Annotated in this window: 14 protein-coding genes; 4 read left to right on the top strand and 10 right to left on the bottom strand. The window is 65.7% G+C overall.

The window, feature by feature from the left end; genetic code table 11:
• Positions 1 to 60: 60 nt before the first annotated feature.
• On the top strand, positions 61 to 576 hold the full coding sequence (locus ACZYZ7_RS10270) for an Rv2253/PknI dimerization domain-containing protein (protein WP_135452200.1): 516 nt from the start codon (positions 61 to 63) through the stop codon (positions 574 to 576).
• Positions 577 to 652: 76 nt separating this feature from the next.
• Here the strand turns inward: ACZYZ7_RS10270 and ACZYZ7_RS10265 are convergent, their stop codons facing one another.
• Genes ACZYZ7_RS10265 through ACZYZ7_RS10230 form a run of 8 tightly spaced genes read right to left on the bottom strand, consistent with a single transcriptional unit; the run spans position 653 to position 9,904 of the window.
• Positions 653 to 2,242, bottom strand: a complete 1,590-nt coding sequence (locus ACZYZ7_RS10265) for an MCE family protein (RefSeq protein ID WP_463740845.1) — start codon at positions 2,240 to 2,242, stop codon at positions 653 to 655.
• Complete coding sequence (locus ACZYZ7_RS10260) at positions 2,242 to 3,516, bottom strand: MCE family protein (protein WP_463740844.1); 1,275 nt, start codon at positions 3,514 to 3,516, stop codon at positions 2,242 to 2,244. The genes ACZYZ7_RS10265 and ACZYZ7_RS10260 overlap by 1 nt, the downstream gene beginning before the upstream one ends.
• Positions 3,513 to 4,970, bottom strand: coding sequence for an MCE family protein (locus tag ACZYZ7_RS10255; protein ID WP_463740843.1), 1,458 nt, complete (start codon positions 4,968 to 4,970; stop codon positions 3,513 to 3,515). Before ACZYZ7_RS10255 ends, ACZYZ7_RS10260 begins: the two co-directional genes overlap by 4 nt.
• Entirely contained in the window at positions 4,967 to 6,049 is a 1,083-nt protein-coding gene (locus tag ACZYZ7_RS10250) for an MCE family protein (protein WP_463740842.1), read from the bottom strand. Before ACZYZ7_RS10250 ends, ACZYZ7_RS10255 begins: the two co-directional genes overlap by 4 nt.
• Positions 6,049 to 7,080 carry an MCE family protein gene (locus ACZYZ7_RS10245; protein WP_463740841.1) on the bottom strand — a complete coding sequence of 344 codons (1,032 nt, stop codon included), beginning with the start codon at positions 7,078 to 7,080 and terminating at the stop codon, positions 6,049 to 6,051. Before ACZYZ7_RS10245 ends, ACZYZ7_RS10250 begins: the two co-directional genes overlap by 1 nt.
• A complete protein-coding gene (locus ACZYZ7_RS10240) occupies positions 7,077 to 8,264 on the bottom strand; it encodes an MCE family protein (RefSeq protein ID WP_450069286.1) in 1,188 nt (395 codons plus the stop codon). The genes ACZYZ7_RS10245 and ACZYZ7_RS10240 overlap by 4 nt, the downstream gene beginning before the upstream one ends.
• Before the next feature lie 12 nt (positions 8,265 to 8,276).
• Entirely contained in the window at positions 8,277 to 9,137 is an 861-nt protein-coding gene (locus ACZYZ7_RS10235) for an MlaE family ABC transporter permease (protein WP_135452186.1), read from the bottom strand.
• Positions 9,134 to 9,904: an MlaE family ABC transporter permease gene (locus ACZYZ7_RS10230; protein ID WP_135452184.1), complete on the bottom strand. Its 771-nt coding sequence runs from the start codon at positions 9,902 to 9,904 to the stop codon at positions 9,134 to 9,136. Before ACZYZ7_RS10230 ends, ACZYZ7_RS10235 begins: the two co-directional genes overlap by 4 nt.
• Before the next feature lie 278 nt (positions 9,905 to 10,182).
• Between ACZYZ7_RS10230 and ACZYZ7_RS10225 the strand changes: the two genes are divergently transcribed.
• Positions 10,183 to 11,373, top strand: coding sequence for an acyl-CoA dehydrogenase family protein (locus ACZYZ7_RS10225; RefSeq protein ID WP_463740840.1), 1,191 nt, complete (start codon positions 10,183 to 10,185; stop codon positions 11,371 to 11,373).
• A gap of 119 nt (positions 11,374 to 11,492) precedes the next feature.
• Entirely contained in the window at positions 11,493 to 12,344 is an 852-nt protein-coding gene (locus ACZYZ7_RS10220; protein ID WP_463740839.1) for an IclR family transcriptional regulator, read from the top strand.
• Here the strand turns inward: ACZYZ7_RS10220 and ACZYZ7_RS10215 are convergent.
• Complete coding sequence (locus ACZYZ7_RS10215; protein WP_450069289.1) at positions 12,325 to 13,020, bottom strand: PadR family transcriptional regulator; 696 nt, start codon at positions 13,018 to 13,020, stop codon at positions 12,325 to 12,327. The two genes, ACZYZ7_RS10220 and ACZYZ7_RS10215, sit on opposite strands and share 20 nt — an antisense overlap.
• Positions 13,021 to 13,122: 102 nt before the next feature.
• Between ACZYZ7_RS10215 and ACZYZ7_RS10210 the strand changes: the two genes are divergently transcribed.
• Positions 13,123 to 14,376, top strand: coding sequence for an APC family permease (locus ACZYZ7_RS10210; RefSeq protein WP_463740838.1), 1,254 nt, complete (start codon positions 13,123 to 13,125; stop codon positions 14,374 to 14,376).
• Positions 14,377 to 14,384: 8 nt separating this feature from the next.
• Here ACZYZ7_RS10210 and ACZYZ7_RS10205 read toward each other — a convergent pair whose 3' ends face one another.
• The gene (locus ACZYZ7_RS10205; RefSeq protein WP_450069291.1) at positions 14,385 to 14,858 is read right to left on the bottom strand and encodes a nuclear transport factor 2 family protein; all 474 of its coding nucleotides are present in this window, start codon (positions 14,856 to 14,858) and stop codon (positions 14,385 to 14,387) included.
• Positions 14,859 to 14,956: the final 98 nt, after the last annotated feature.

Here is a 14,956-nt window from a genome sequence, read left to right as displayed (position 1 = left end):
TTGGACAGTGAAGGCTTGCCACGGCGACCGCCGGCGGCCGGTGTACGGAGGAGTTTGGTGATGCGGGTGTCGACGGCATTCATTGGGGCAGGGGTGCTTACCGCCGCTGTGGTGGGCGGTTTGTGCAGCCCTGTCGCCGAGGCATCTCCGAGTAACTGGGGTCTCAACGGGACGTACATCGCCACGTCGAACGGTGAGTGGGCCAAGTCGAACGACATCTTCCACGACGAGGCCAGCATTCGTGGCACCTGGACGATCTCCACGACATGCAGTTACCCGAGCGAATGCACCGGCACGGTCGACACCGACTGGGGTTGGAGCGCACCGATCTACAAGAAGAGCGGCGTCTGGTACGTCAAGAGGACGGTGGACAACTGGCAGACGTGCGGCGACGGCACCGCCGGCCCCGGTCTGCAGGTCTACCGCTTCTTCCCCTCGAACGAGAGCGCCACCGCAGTCGATCCGGCGTCGACCACATTGGTGGGCGAGGATTCGACCACCGGCGTCAGCGGGTCGTGCGGCACCAGCAAGGTGGTGTTCATCACGATGCCGTTCAAACTCGTGAAAACGGCCTGACCGGACAGCTTTTCAGCTGTCCGGTCAGTTCCGGTACCGGCCCCCGCAATGGATCCCGTTGCGGGGGTTATTCGAATCAGGTGGTGAACAGGTCCTGCCAGGTCTGCTCACCGGTGCGCGGTACGAGGTCGGACTGCCGGTACACCTTGCCGTCCGGGGTGGCGTACCGACCCGTCTGCGGATCGTAGGTGGCGATCGCAACCGATGGCCCGGCAGATTCGCCTGGGCTGAACGCACTTGGCGCCAGTGTCGGAGCATCCGGGCTCGGCGGTGCCTCAGCAGCCGGTGCCTCGGCCGGCGGTGCGGCAGGCGCCTCGGCAGGCGGCGGCGCCTCCCCCGGCGGCACCGCGGCCGGCGGACGTGGCGTGCCCTCTATGGGGCCGTGGATGAACTTGTCATGATCGACGCGGGAGTCCGGCGCGATCCCCTGAGCGAGCAGGTTGGGATCGATCGGGTAGGGGCCGAGGGCGTGCTGCCGCATCGACAATGGCTCGTAAGGTCGGTCACTGTCGCAGATTTCGACTGTGGGAGCACGCTTTCCAGGTTTCCCCATGCACGGGTAGTTACGGGCGCCGCGGACGCCGATCGGCGAATCCTGCGGCAGCTTGCAGTACAGCCCGTCGGGGGTATCGATGTCGGTGGTGTCCTCCGGAGACCGCCACGACGACGGCGGCAGGAACCCGACCGTGCACGCCGGCGGGTCGCCCATCGTAAGAGTGAAGTCTCCCAACGACATTCCGATTGGATTGTTCTTCGGCGCACCGTATGACTGCGTCGCCGAGATCGACGGCGGCAGAAGCACCAGTAGCTGCTCCAGCGACGGGTGGTAGGTCACCCCGACCTGGCCCAGGCTGGTGAGGTTGGCCAGCAACAGCGGCAGCGTGGGTTTGACTTGATTGAACAAGCGGGAGGCTTCGTCTGCGGCTCCCGGCCCTTCCTTGAGCAGGGTGCGCACGTGCTGGTCGTCGTCGGCGACCTGCTTGGTGATTCCGGCCATGCTGCGAGCCCAGGTACGGATCGCATCGACCGATTCGGCCTGCCCGTCGAGCAGTGGCGCGCCGTCATCGATGAGCGCACGGGACTGATCGGATGCGGCGTTCGCCTCGGCGATCAGTCTCGACGACGAGTCCAGCAACGCCCCCATATCGTTTCCAGAGCCGTTGAAGGCCTTGAAGGTTTCATCGAGCAGTGGGCTGATCTTGTCCTTGGGGATGCTGCCCATGAGTGAACTGACCTGATCGAGCATCGGCCCGACGGCCTGGGGGATCGATGTGTTCGATGCCGGGATCACCGAGCCGTCGTGCAGATACGGTCCCGAGTCGTTGCGGGGTTGCAGATCGACGTACTGCTCGCCCACTGCCGACACGCTCAAGACCGCGGCGTGCAGGTCTGCGGGAATCTTGGGTGAAGTGTTCAGCGACAGTGTCGCTTCCGCTCCGTCCCGGGTGGGCCGCACCTCGGTGACCTTCCCCATCTGAACACCGCGATAGGTCACGTTCGAGAACTGGTAGAGCCCACCGGTTCCCGGCAATTGCAGGGTCACCGTCATTCGCCCGATGCCCAGGAGGGTGGGGGCCTGCAGATAGACGATGCCCATCAGGGCCATGCCGATCACCGACGCCACCGCGAAGATGGCCAGCTGGATTCGGACGAAACGGGTGAGCATCAGTTGCCTCCGTTCGGCTCTACAGGGTCAGAAGGCGCCACTGCCGCAGGCGGATCGGGCTGCGGTTCCGGTGCGGGCGCCGCGGCCTGGTCCACCGGGGCCGCCTGACCATTGGCCGGAGCCTGGTCGATCAGCGGTGGCACGGTGGCCACCGCGGCCGGTGGCGGCGTCAATGGCATGCCGAGCGGGTCCTTCGTGTAGTTGGCGAAGAAGGGGTCGCCGGGCGCCGGGGTAAGGGGCAGCCCCTCCTGGCCCCACCGGGTGCCGAGGAACAATCCCCGCTTCAGCCTCGGAATCGTGAAGTCGAAGGTGATGAACTGGTTGAGGTAGTCCCCGCGGATCGCCCGGTCGATGAAGTTCTGCGGGTAGGGATATGTCGGCGCGAATGCCAGCACGGTGCCCAGATTCGGGCCGACGTCGGCCAGCGCCTTGACCGTCGGTTCGAGGTTGCGCAGGTTGGTCAGCAGGTCGTCTCGCGTCGCGTTGACGAGATTGGTCGCGGTGTCGCTGAACTTCCCGAACTTCTCCAGCGCGGTGGTGATGCGCGGGCGTTCCTTGACCAGGACGTCCAGTGCAGGCGGTATCCGGTTCAACGCCGTGGTGATCACCTCCTGCTGTCCGGCCAGCGTGCCGGCCAGCCGGTTCAGTGCCGTGATGGAGGCGTTGATGTCGTCCCGCTGGTTGGCGAACATGCCGACGATGTCGTCGAGGCGGGTGAGCAGATCGCGGATCTTGTCTTCGCGGCCGCTCAGCGCGGCGTTGAATTCGGTGACCAGGTCACCGATCTTGCCCAGGCCTCCGCCGTTGACGAGCACAGACAGCGACGACAGGGTCTGTTCGGTCGACGGATATGTCGAAGTCTGGTTGAGCTCGAGGGTCGCGCCCGGGGCAAGCCGCCCGGACGGAGACTGCCCGAGCGGCGGATCGAGGGCTATGTGCATGGAGCCCAGGAGGCTGGTCTGCCCGACGGTGGCGATCGCGTTGGCCGGAACGACGACGTCGGGCTTGACCGAGACCTCCACGTCCGCATGCCAGCCCTTGACCACCATGCGGGAGACGCTGCCCACGATGACGTCACCGATCATCACGGGCGAATTGGATTCCAGTGTCCCGATATTGGCGAGTTCGACGTGATAGACCGTCGCGTCCGGCCCGCGCCCCACGGTGCCGGGCAGGGGCAGGGAGTTCAGCCCGTGGAACGCACATCCGGTCAGCGTGGCCACCGAGCAGGCGGCTACCGCGGTCAGGCGCGTGAGCGACCGCCGAGTGATCATGGGGTGCCTCCTGGGGCGGGCGGTGCGGGGACCGGTGCAGCTTCGGCAGGAAGCAGCATGTCCCGCAATGTCTTCGGTGCTTGCACGGGCGGGTCCGAGACGATCGGTGATCCGGGATACGCCGCGGGCGAGGTATTCGCGGGCAGTCCGTTGGGTGCGTACGCACCAGGTGCCCCCGGGGTCGCACCCCATCCGGCCGGTGGCGCCATGTCATCGGCGCCGGTGTAGGCCGACACGGCAGGCGGTAGATCTTCGTACGGCTGCGGACGCCCGCCGGCCCCGCCCGGTGCCAGGTTGGGATCGGTGTACACCAGGTTCTCCGGGCTGGGCGACTTCTTCAGATAGGCGTTGAACGGCATCGGCATGTGGTTGAAGTTGAGCAGCGACAGGGCCGGTCCGAGGTACTGCGCGCACAACTTGCCCGATTCCGCTGCGGTGGCATTCTTGACCGCGCCGATCGCCGAGCACACCACAGACAACGGATCGGAGAAGTTCGCCAGCGAGAACGCGCCGACTGCGGTACCGCTGTCGGGGTTGTAGATGTTGTAGCCGTTGGCGATCGCGTTGGGCGCGACGTGCAGGACGTTCTCGAGCTTGGTCTTGTTGTCCACCAGATTCTGCGTGACGTTGGTCAGCCGCTCCAGCTGCTCGGCCGTCTGGTCACGGCTGCCTGCGACGAATCGCCGGACGTTGCCGACGGCGTCGGCCAGGTTCGTCAGGGCGCCGTCCAGATCGGAGCGGCTCCCGTCGACGACGCTGGTCACGTTCGCGAGATGGCCCTGGAATTCCACGATCTGGGCGTTGCTGTCCCGCAGCGCCGTCACGAAGACCTGCAGATTCTTGATGATGCCGACGACATCGCCGCTCCCCTGGCCCAGAATCTTTGCGACACCGGACAACTGGCTGATGGCCTCGTGCAGTTTCTCGCCGTTGCCGTCCATGGCCGCGGCGGCACTGTCGACAAAGCGGCTCAGCGAGGTGGCCGACGCTCCGTTGATCGGCCCCAGATCCGACGCCAACCGCATCAGCTGGTCCTTGACCTGGTCCCACTCGACGGGCACCGCGGTGCGTTCCGCCCCGATCTGCGAACCGTCGGCCATCGTCGGACCGGCATCTTCATAGGCCGGGGTCAGCTGGACGTACCGGGCGGCAACCAGGTTCTGCGCCATGAGGATTGCCTTGGCATCGGCCGGGATCTTCACCCCACGATCGACGGCGAGGACCATCCGCGCCTGCCCACCGACCGGTTCGATGCTCTTGATGGAGCCGACCTTGACCCCGGCGACACGAACCTCGTCACCCGGGTAGATCGCGGTGGCCGAGGTGAAGTACGCGGTGATGGTGGTCGGCTTGAAGACGGTCTGCCGGACGACCACCACCGTGCCGGCCAGCGCCAGCACGGCGAGCAGCACCAGCGCGACGCGGCTGATCCTCTTCCGGTTGCGGGCGATCATCGACTTCCTCCAGGAATGCCGTTGTAGGGGAAGGGGAATTCGGCGCGTGGGCCGGCATTGTCCGGTGGTTGTCCGGCGTTGGTACCGCGCCGGAATCCGAAGGCGTAGTCGAAGAACGGCTGGATGGTTTGCGCAGGATTGAGGTTCGAGACAAAGGCGTTGTAGTAGAAGCCGTTGTTCACCGATTCACCCTGGGTGACTTGGTATTTGGCCAGGCCAGCCAGTGCGCCCGCGATGTTGTCACGGTTCTTCTCGAGCATCGCGCTCACCGAGTTGAGCTGTTTGAGGGTGGGTGCGAGCTCTTCTTCGTTGTCGTGGACGAGTCCGGAGAGCTGCTGGGACAGCGCCGAGGTGTTGGCCAGCAGGTTGACGACCGCGTACCGGCGTTGGTCGAGCACCCCGGTCAACGCGTTCGCGTCCAACAACAGCGTGTTGACCTGCTCGCTTCGCTTCGACAGGATGCCGGTCACATCGGCGGCGCTCTTGAGCAGATTGGACAGGGACTCGTTGCGGCTGTTCAGCGTTTCCGACAACCGGGACAGGCCTTCGAACGTGGGCCCCAGCTGCGGCGCCATCCGGTCGATGGTGTCCGACAACGTATCCAGGGACTGGGTGAGCGCCGCTGTGTCGGTGCCGGCCGTGTTGTTCGTGAAGTCGCCGACGGCGTTGGTCAACGAATACGGCGACGCCGTCCTGGTGATGGGGATCGTGTCCGAAGCGTGCATCGTGCCGGCGCCGGCCGGTTCCAGGGTCAGCATCCGGGCACCGAGCATCGTCCCGGTGCGGATGTGCGCCGTGGTGTCGGAACCGAGACGGACCTTGCTGTCGAGGGTGAAGGTCACCAACGCCTTCCCATGGCTCAGGCTGACATCGGTGACGAGGCCCTTGGTGACTCCGGAGATCTTGACGTCGTTACCGGTGGTGAGCCCACCTGCCTCGGCGAACAGTGCGTTGTATTTGACCGAAGTGGCCCATGACCACAGCGCCTGCGGCTGGAGACCGACGGCGATGATCATCGCGATCAGCACGATGCCGATGAGTCCGCTCCGGATGAGGTGCGATCCACGGTATTTCAGCATCAGGGCTCCCCACAGCGTCCGGAGTTCTGGATGATCCACGGGAAGTACGCGGTACGCCCCTGTAGGTCGGTGACGCGGACATTCATGCCACACACGTACTGGTTGATGAAGCTGCCGTAAGCGCCCAACCGGACCAGCTTGCGGTAGTTCTTGGGCGCGTTCTGCAACGACAGGTCCAGCCGCGCCATGTCATCCTCGTTGGAGAGCAACGGCGCCAGGCGGGTGAGTTGATCGACGGTGCCCGACAGCGGAGGCCGGGCCTGTGTCATCAAATCCGCCAGGGAGGCGGTGCCGTTGTCCAGGGCGTTGATCGCCTCTCCGATGGGATCGCGTTCCTGCGACAGACCCGTGATGAGTTGTTGCAGTTGCTCGACAGCACCCGAGAACTTGTCGCCGTCCTTGGCAACCGTTGCCACGGCGGTCTTCAGGTTGTCGATCAGTTGTTGCACGGTCTGTCCGTTGTCGGCGAGTACCTGGGTGAACGAAGTCGTGTGGGCCATCAGCGATTCCACCGTGCCGCCCTGGCCCTGCAGGATCTGGATCAACGAGTTGGTCAGGGCGTTGACGTTCTGGGCGTTGAGCCCCTGGATGACGGGCTTGAGCCCGCCGAGGAGAAGGTCGAGATCCAGTGCCGGCTCGGTGCGCTCGACCGGTATCTGTGACCCGGGCGGCTGGAGCTTGGTCGAGCCGGGGCCCTCCAGCAGCTCCAGATACCGGTTGCCGACCAGGTCCAGATAGCGCACCGCGATCTTGGTGCCAGTCGTCATGACGACTTCGCGGTCCGCGTCGAAGCGCACCAGTACCTTGTTGTCAGGTTGCAGGACAACGTCATTGACCGTACCGACGCGGATACCGGCGACACGTACCGAGTCACCGGCCTTCAGGCTGGACGCATCGGTGAACATGGCCGAATAACCGTTCGTCGACCCGGTGCGGTACTGGCCCATGATCGCGAACAGCGCTCCGGTCAAGAGCAGCATCGTCAGTCCGAACACGCCGAACTTCACAGCGGTCCCGCGGCTGCGCGTCATCCCGGTTGTCCTATCTGGGCGGTGTTGCGTGGCGGGCCGTCGAGCGGGCCGTACAGCGCTTGCTTGAGTGCGTCGGAGTTCAACAGGATCCCCTGATTGCCGTACTGCGCGGGGTTGGCGTTGATATCGGTCACGATGAACGGCGGCCGCTGCTCGAAACCGACCTCGGGCAGGCCCTGGCACTGCGGGCCGCCGGTGGCGGCCACCTTCGGCAGGTTGCCCGGGTAGCGGTAGCGTTCGGTGCCCAGCAGGAACGAGTCCAGCAGCATGACGCCCGGCAACGGTGTCGGCGGACCGAGGGCCAACGGCTCCAAGCCCTTCAGCGCACAGTTGAGCGCCGGGTTGTACTGGTTGAGCAGGTTCGTGGTCGGCACCAGCAGTCGCATGGCGTCGGTCACCGCAGCACTGTTGGTCGCGACCACGTCGTTGCCGACGTCGGCCAGCCCGATCGCGCTGACGAGCAACGCATCCAGATCGTTCCGTTGATCGAAGATCGTGTTGCTGAGCTGCGTCGAATTGCGGACGGTGTCCATCAACTGCGGTCCGGCGTCGGCGTACGCGTTGAACACCTGTGGTGCGACAGCCATCTCATGGCTCAGCGTGGGAAGGCTGGGGGCGATCTTGGCCAGCAGGGCGTCCAGATCGACCAGGGTCTGCCCCAGCTTGTCACCGCGACCGTCGATCGCCTGGGCCATCGCGCCGAGCGTCTCGTTCAGCTTCTCCGGTTGGATCTGCGCCAGCACCGTCACCAGTTGCTCGAACACCGTGTTGATCTCGACGGTGGTGTGCGTCGCATCGAGAACCTGGCCGGCGTACATCGATGTCGGCGACGGCTTCGGCGGTGGCACGAGTTGGACGAACTTGGCGCCGAACACGGTGCTCGAGGCGATCTCGACACCGGTGTTGGATGGAATCAGCTGCAGGTCATCAGGGTTCATCGCCAACCGGAGGGCCGCCTGCCCGTCAGGCAGTGCTTCGATCGCGACGACCTTGCCGACCTGCGCACCGTGCAGTTTGACCTTGGCGTCGGGATTCATCACCAGACCGGCGCGCGGAGAGATGACGGTCACCGACGCTGTGGGCGCGACCCCACCGCGGAACGCCACGATGGCGCCGACGATGATCGCGGCGATCACCACCACCGTGATCAGTCCGCTCAGTTGACGTTTAGCGTCACGCGACATCAGATGCCTTCTCTAGCCGGAGAGGTTGAAGTTGCCGTTGGAGCCGTAGACGGCCAGCGAGATCAGCAGCGTGATCGAGACGACCACGATCAGCGACGTCCGCACCGCGTTTCCGACCGCCACTCCCACGCCGGCCGGGCCCCCGGTGGCGAAGAAGCCGTAGTAGGTGTGCACCAACAGGATCGCCAGCGCCATCAGCAGCGCCTGCAGGAAGGACCACAGCAGGTCGATCGGGTTGAGGAAGGTGCTGAAGTAGTGGCCGTACAGACCACCCGACTGCCCGAGCAGCACAACGGTGGTGAACTGGCTGGCCAGGAACGACAGGATCACCGCGATCGAGTACAGCGGCGTGATGGCGATCATCCCGGCCACGATGCGGGTGGACACCAGGTACTCGACCGGCCGGATCGCCATCGACTCCAAGGCGTCGACCTCTTCGTTGATCCGCATCGCGCCGAGCTGCGCGGTGACGCCGGCACCGAAGGTGGCGGCCAGACCGATACCGGCGACGATGGGCGCCGAGATCCGGACATTGATGAAGGCCGCCAGGAACCCGGTGAGCGCTTCGATCCCGATGTTGCCCAGCGAGCTGTAACCCTGGATCGCCAGGACCCCGCCGGTGGCCAGGGTCAGGAACCCGACGATGACGACGGTTCCGCCGATCATCGCCAATGTTCCTGCGCCCATGCTGATTTCAGCGATCAGCCGGACGACTTCCTTGCGGTAGTGCGCAGCCGCGAACGGCACGCCCGCCAGGGCCCGACCGTAGAACAGGACATGGTCACCGATGCCGCTCAGCACGGCCCCGGGCCGTCGCACGGCGCGGGACAGTCGCGGGTAGGCCGACTGGAGTACCGCCGTCGATGCCGTCATCGGGTCGTCATCTGGATGCCGATGGCGGTGACCACCACGTTGACGACGAACAGTGCCATGAAGGCGTACACCACTGTTTCGTTGACGGCGTTGCCCACCGCTTTGGCACCTCCGCCCGAGACGGTCAGACCGCGGTAGCAGGCGACCAGGCCGGCGATCAGGCCGAACAACGCGGCCTTGACGCAGGAGATGATCACCTCGGGAACGCCGGTGAGCAGGGTGATGCCCGCTGCGAACGCACCGGGGTTGACGTCCTGGACGAACACCGAGAACAGGTATCCGCCAAGGATTCCGATGATCACGACGACGCTGTTGAGCAATAAGGCGACCAGCCCTGATGCGAGCATTCTGGGGGTCACCAGGCGCTGGATCGGGTTGATGCCCAGAACCTCCATGGCGTCGATCTCTTCACGCACGGTGCGGGACCCGAGGTCGGCGCACATCGCGGTGGCCCCGGCGCCGGCCACGATCAGCACCGTCACCATCGGTCCGACCTGGGTCACGGCACCGAAGGCCGCACCCGCCCCGGAGAGGTCTGCCGCACCCAGCTCGCGAAGGAGGATGTTCAAGGTGAACGACACCAGCACGGTGAACGGGATCGCCACCAGGAGGGTCGGCGCCATCGACACCCGTGCCACGAACCAGGACTGGTCGAGGAATTCACGCCATTGGAAGGGTCTGCGAACCACGAATCTCGCGGCGTCCACCGACATGGCGAACAACCCACCCACCCCTTCGAGTGGGCCGGCGAGTTGTCGCTGCAGCATCGGATTCTCCGTTCTGTGTGTGAATCACGCGAGGGGTCGTATGACCCGGACCACTCGTCTCGACCGGGAACAATCGCAGTTAATTTCGGGGCTTGGCATGGCGTATCCCGCCTATCGGGAGACCGACGCGACGGGGAGCGGAAGCGTCTGTCGCCGGCCCCCGGAAGCACACCCGTGAGCAGATATGGCAACAAATTTCACTCACTGAGACTCAGGCCACATCACCGGCGCGAAGCGGTACACCATTTATGACAGCCCTCGACGGATAGGACCAGATGATGACCGACCGGGTGATCGACCGAGTGCGCGAGAACGCCGATCAACTACGCAGCCAGGGTCCCGAGGCGGAGAAGATCGGGAAGCTCACCGACGAGACGGTCAAGCTGATGAAGTCGGTGGGTAACATCCGGCTGCTGCAACCGAAGACCCACGGCGGCTTGGAGGTCCATCCGCGCGAGTTCGCCGAAACCGTGATGGCCACCGCGGCGCTCGACCCGGCCGCCGGCTGGATCAACGGTGTGGTGGGTGTCCATCCCTATCAGCTGGCCTACGCCGATCCCCGGGTCGCCGCCGAGATCTGGGCCGACGACGTCGACACCTGGGTCGCCTCGCCGTATGCGCCCCAGGGTGTGGCCACGCCCATTGAAGGGAACGCCGGCGGCTACCTCCTTACTGGCCGCTGGCAGTTCAGCTCGGGCACCGACCATTGCGATTGGATCTTCCTGGGCGCCATGCTCGGCGGTGCGGACGGCAAGCCGTTGATGCCGCCGCAGATGCTGCACATGATCCTGCCGCGCCAGGACTACGAGATCGTCGAGGACTCGTGGAATGTCGTGGGCCTGCGCGGTACCGGCTCGAAGGACGTCATCGTCACCGACGCCTTCGTTCCCTCGTACCGGACGATGGACGCGACGAAGGTGATGGACGGTACGGCCCAGCGCGAGGCCGGGATGACCGACACCCTCTACCTGATGCCGTGGTCGACGATGTTCCCGCTCGGCATCAGTGCGGCGACGATCGGGATCGCCGAGGGCGCGCTGGCGGCCGCACTCGATTACCAGCGTGAACGGGTGAATGCCAGCGGAGTGGCGATCAAGGACGATCCGTACGTCATGTATGCGATCGGCGAGGCCGCCGCGGATATCAACGCCGCCCGCCAGGAGCTGTTGGCCAATGTCGACCGCATCTACGACCTCGTCGACTCGGGCGGGGACGTGTCTTTCGAGGACCGTGCCGCGGGCCGGCGCACCCAGGTCCGGGCGGTGTGGCGGGCCGTGTCAGCGGTCGACGAGATCTTCGCGCGCTGCGGCGGCAACGCCGCCCGGATGGACAAGCCGCTGCAGCGGTACTGGCGCGATGTCCACGTCGGGCAGGCGCACGCCATCCACGTTCCCGGCACGGTCTATCACGCCTCGGCCCTGAGCTCTCTGGGCGTGGACCCACAGGGCCCGCTGCGCGCGATGATCTGAGAGACACCGACCGCATTCAGCGATTAGTGTGACAGCGCCCACACTGCTATGTTACAAACAGTCATATTCCTAATAGTCATACTTCGATTAGGCATGTAGCTCACGGTGGGAGGTTTCTGATGACAACGGCTGTCGAGAAGACGGGCGAGACGCCCAGCGCCGTCATCGACCGGATTTCCCTGGTCCTCGATGCCTTCGACGGGCCCGGATGTCTGACGCTGGCTCAGATCGTCCGCCGCACCGGCCTGCCGCGTTCGTCGGCGCACCGCATGCTCGAACGTCTCGTCCACCTGCGGTGGCTTCGCCGCGAAGGCCGCGATTACCAGCTGGGCATGCGACTGGTCGAGCTCGGATCGCTCGCGCTGCATCAGGACCGCATCCACCAGGCGGCGATTCCACTCATGCGCGATCTGCACCGGGCTACCGGGCTGGTCGTCCACCTCGCGGTCCTCTGCGGCTCCGACGTGGTGTACCTGGAGAAGATCGGTGGTCAGATGGTGACCGCCATCCCGACCCGCGTCGGCGGACGCCAACCCGCGCATTGCACAGCGGTGGGCAAGGCGATACTGGCCGACAACCCGTCCGTCGAGATCAGCCTGACCTCACGCAAGACGCGGTTCTCGATCGCGACGGAACAGCAGTTGACAGCCGAGCTGGCCAAGACCCGCGCCCGCGGAGTGGCCTTCGAGCGCGAAGAATCGCTGCCGGGATTCGGTTGTGTGGCGGCGCCGATCGGCCCGGTCGGCGCCGCCGTCGCGGCAGTGTCGGTCTGCGGCCCGATGAACCGGATGACGTTCGACCAGCGGCTGACCGCACCGGTGCGGATGACGGCGATGGGCATCTGGCGCAGTGCGGAAGACGGTCCCGACCGTGCGGCGCCGACCTTGCAGCCGTTGCGTCCGCTGCGCGGTGGCCCCGCAGCACCCAGCCCCGCGGACCCGCGGACCGGGGCTACTCTGCAGCTGGCGTAGCCCGCCGATCTTGCGCTGATTTGCGGCTTTCGGCGGCCACTCGCTTCTCGAATTCTTCCCAATATTCGGGTCCGGGCAACGGAATTCCCTCACCCACCTTCGGGAAATTCGCATCGGCGTCATCGAGATCCTTGATCATCCTCAAGGTGAGTTCCCGCTCGGACGCGTAATACCGCTCCGCCCAATCCAGGGCGATCCGGGCGTAGGTCCATGTCGGATCGGCCGCGGCCCATCGTGCGCCCTTGGCGGCATCCTGATGCATCTCATCGACGTAGGCGATGTGCTCCTCGAGCATCTGCTTGAGTGCCGTGGGGTCACTGAGGTGCCCCAGGGTCACCCGCATTATCGCGGCGTGCTTCAGCGTCGGAGGATCTGCCGGCGTATCCCGCGCCCATCGGGTGACGGCATCGAGGCCGGTCTCGGTGATCTTGTACAAACGGCGGTTGCGCGGGCCGCTGTCATCTTCGCGAGAGGTCAGGAAGCCCATCTTCTCGAGCTTCTTGAGATCGGAGTAGATCTGGCTGAAGGCCGGGCTGCCGTAGTAGTAGCGCACGCCGTAGTGGAGCCATTTGCGGATGTCATAGCCCGAGAGTTCGCGCTGGTAGGACAACATCCCGAGCAGCGCCCAACTATTGGCGGCTAGCGCCGGCGCGGCTGCTGACTCGGGTTCTCCCACTACTCGAGCGTAACAACCGAGGTCACGCCGTGGTTACCCGTGAACCGCTGGCCGGGAGACTCCAGCGCTGCCGCATCGGCGATCACACCTTAATATCGCCGGGTGACCACCCCCGGCGGCCTGCAGCGCAGGCTCGGGACAACTGACGCCGTCGTGATCGGCCTGGGGTCGATGGTGGGGGCCGGCATTTTCGCCGCGCTGGCCCCGGCGGCCGCCGCGGCCAGAAGCGGGCTGCTCATCGGCCTCGCCGTCGCGGCCGTCGTCGCCTACTGCAACGCCACATCATCGGCGCGACTCGCCGCGCGCTACCCGCAATCGGGCGGCACCTACGTATACGGGCGCGAACGCCTCGGCGAGTTCTGGGGTTACACGGCCGGGTGGAGTTTCATCGTCGGCAAGACCGCGTCGTGTGCGGCCATGGCGCTGACGGTCGGGATGTACGTGTGGCCGCAATGGGCCCACGCGGTGGCGGTGGCCGCGGTGGTGGCCCTGACCGCGGTGAACTACACCGGAATCCAGAAGACGGCATTGCTGACCCGCATCATCGTCGCGTGCGTGCTGGCGGTCCTGGCCGCGGTCGTGGTGATCATCGCCGGGTCCGGCGCCGCCGACTCCGCCCACCTGGGGATCGGTGACGACGTCGGTGCCGGCGGTGTACTTCAGGCCGCGGGACTGCTGTTCTTCGCCTTCGCCGGATACGCCCGGATCGCCACCCTGGGTGAAGAGGTCCGCGACCCGGCCCGCACCATTCCGCGTGCGATCCCGATCGCCCTGGGTATCGCCCTGGCCATCTACGCCGTGGTGGCGGTCGCCGTGCTGTCGGTGCTCGGCGGATCCGGCCTTGCGTCCGCACCCGCACCGCTGGCCGATGCGGTCGCGGCGGCCGGCGCGCCGCAGTGGCAGCCGGTGGTACGTGCCGGGGCCGCGGTGGCGGCACTCGGCTCACTCCTGGCCCTGATCCTCGGCGTATCGCGCACCACCCTGGCGATGGCCCGCGATCATCACCTGCCCCACTGGCTGGCCGCGGTTCATCCCCGGTTCGCCGTCCCGCACCGGGCCGAGGTGCTGGTCGGCATCATGGTGGCAGTGCTGGCCGCGGTGGCGGATCTTCGTGGGGCAATAGGGTTTTCGTCGTTCGCGGTGCTGCTGTACTACGCCATCGCGAATGTGTCGGCGTGGACGCTGCGGACCGAGAACCGGTGGTCCCGCGTGGCGCCGGCCGTGGGCCTGATCGGCTGCCTGGTGCTGGCCTTCTCACTGCCCCCGACCTCGGTGCTCACCGGGCTTGTCGTGGTCGCCGTCGGGGTGGCGATCTACGCCGTCCGGTCATACACGACTCGAACCGGGCATAACTAGAGTGAATTTCAGGCGTGCTTCGCGGCGGGCACCTCGCCGAGCATGACCCCGCCGGCCTTCAGCCACGCACCGACCGTGCGCGGTGCGTCCCGGTTGGGGTTGTAGACGTCTTCCTCACTGGAGAACAAGTTGTCCCCGGCGTAGACGAGGCGGGTGACGTTGGGAAAGCCGAACTCACGCCCGGGCTCGGTCGGATGATCGAGGACATTCAGGATCTCCATCACGATCGCGCCGTTTTCCTCGTCATAGGCCACCCAGGTGTGCGGGAACCGCATGTGCGGGAACGGCGCCATCGTGGCGGTGATCCACTCCCTGACCGCCTCGCGGCCCTCGAAGACGCCGTAGGCGTGCTCGATGTAGGTGACGTCCTCGGTGAACAGGTCCGCGAACGGAGCCCAGTCGCCCGTCTTGGAGCAGACCTCGACGGTCCTGGTGTAGTGATCGAGCGCGCCGGCCAGCTCATCACGGGTGAATTTCGGCATGCTGAGCCTCTCGTCTAGAACTAGAATGAATTTCAATTTTGAGTGACGTTACAGCGCAAGTGGACTGTGTTCTAGTGTGAGTTCGCCATCGACAGGGA

The sequence above is a fragment of the Mycobacterium sp. IDUB_17 genome, from assembly GCF_055419465.1.
Note: the sequence above shows the minus strand (reverse complement) of the source record. Positions and strands in the feature narration are given on the sequence as shown.

Coding starts and splice junctions, on each gene's coding strand:
- ACZYZ7_RS10270 (WP_135452200.1), top strand. CDS start 61: ATGCGGGTGTCGACGGCATTCATTGGGGCAGGGGTGCTTACCGCCGCT.
- ACZYZ7_RS10265 (WP_463740845.1), bottom strand. CDS start 2,242: ATGCTCACCCGTTTCGTCCGAATCCAGCTGGCCATCTTCGCGGTGGCG.
- ACZYZ7_RS10260 (WP_463740844.1), bottom strand. CDS start 3,516: ATGATCACTCGGCGGTCGCTCACGCGCCTGACCGCGGTAGCCGCCTGC.
- ACZYZ7_RS10255 (WP_463740843.1), bottom strand. CDS start 4,970: ATGATCGCCCGCAACCGGAAGAGGATCAGCCGCGTCGCGCTGGTGCTG.
- ACZYZ7_RS10250 (WP_463740842.1), bottom strand. CDS start 6,049: ATGCTGAAATACCGTGGATCGCACCTCATCCGGAGCGGACTCATCGGC.
- ACZYZ7_RS10245 (WP_463740841.1), bottom strand. CDS start 7,080: ATGACGCGCAGCCGCGGGACCGCTGTGAAGTTCGGCGTGTTCGGACTG.
- ACZYZ7_RS10240 (WP_450069286.1), bottom strand. CDS start 8,264: ATGTCGCGTGACGCTAAACGTCAACTGAGCGGACTGATCACGGTGGTG.
- ACZYZ7_RS10235 (WP_135452186.1), bottom strand. CDS start 9,137: ATGACGGCATCGACGGCGGTACTCCAGTCGGCCTACCCGCGACTGTCC.
- ACZYZ7_RS10230 (WP_135452184.1), bottom strand. CDS start 9,904: ATGCTGCAGCGACAACTCGCCGGCCCACTCGAAGGGGTGGGTGGGTTG.
- ACZYZ7_RS10225 (WP_463740840.1), top strand. CDS start 10,183: ATGACCGACCGGGTGATCGACCGAGTGCGCGAGAACGCCGATCAACTA.
- ACZYZ7_RS10220 (WP_463740839.1), top strand. CDS start 11,493: ATGACAACGGCTGTCGAGAAGACGGGCGAGACGCCCAGCGCCGTCATC.
- ACZYZ7_RS10205 (WP_450069291.1), bottom strand. CDS start 14,858: ATGCCGAAATTCACCCGTGATGAGCTGGCCGGCGCGCTCGATCACTAC.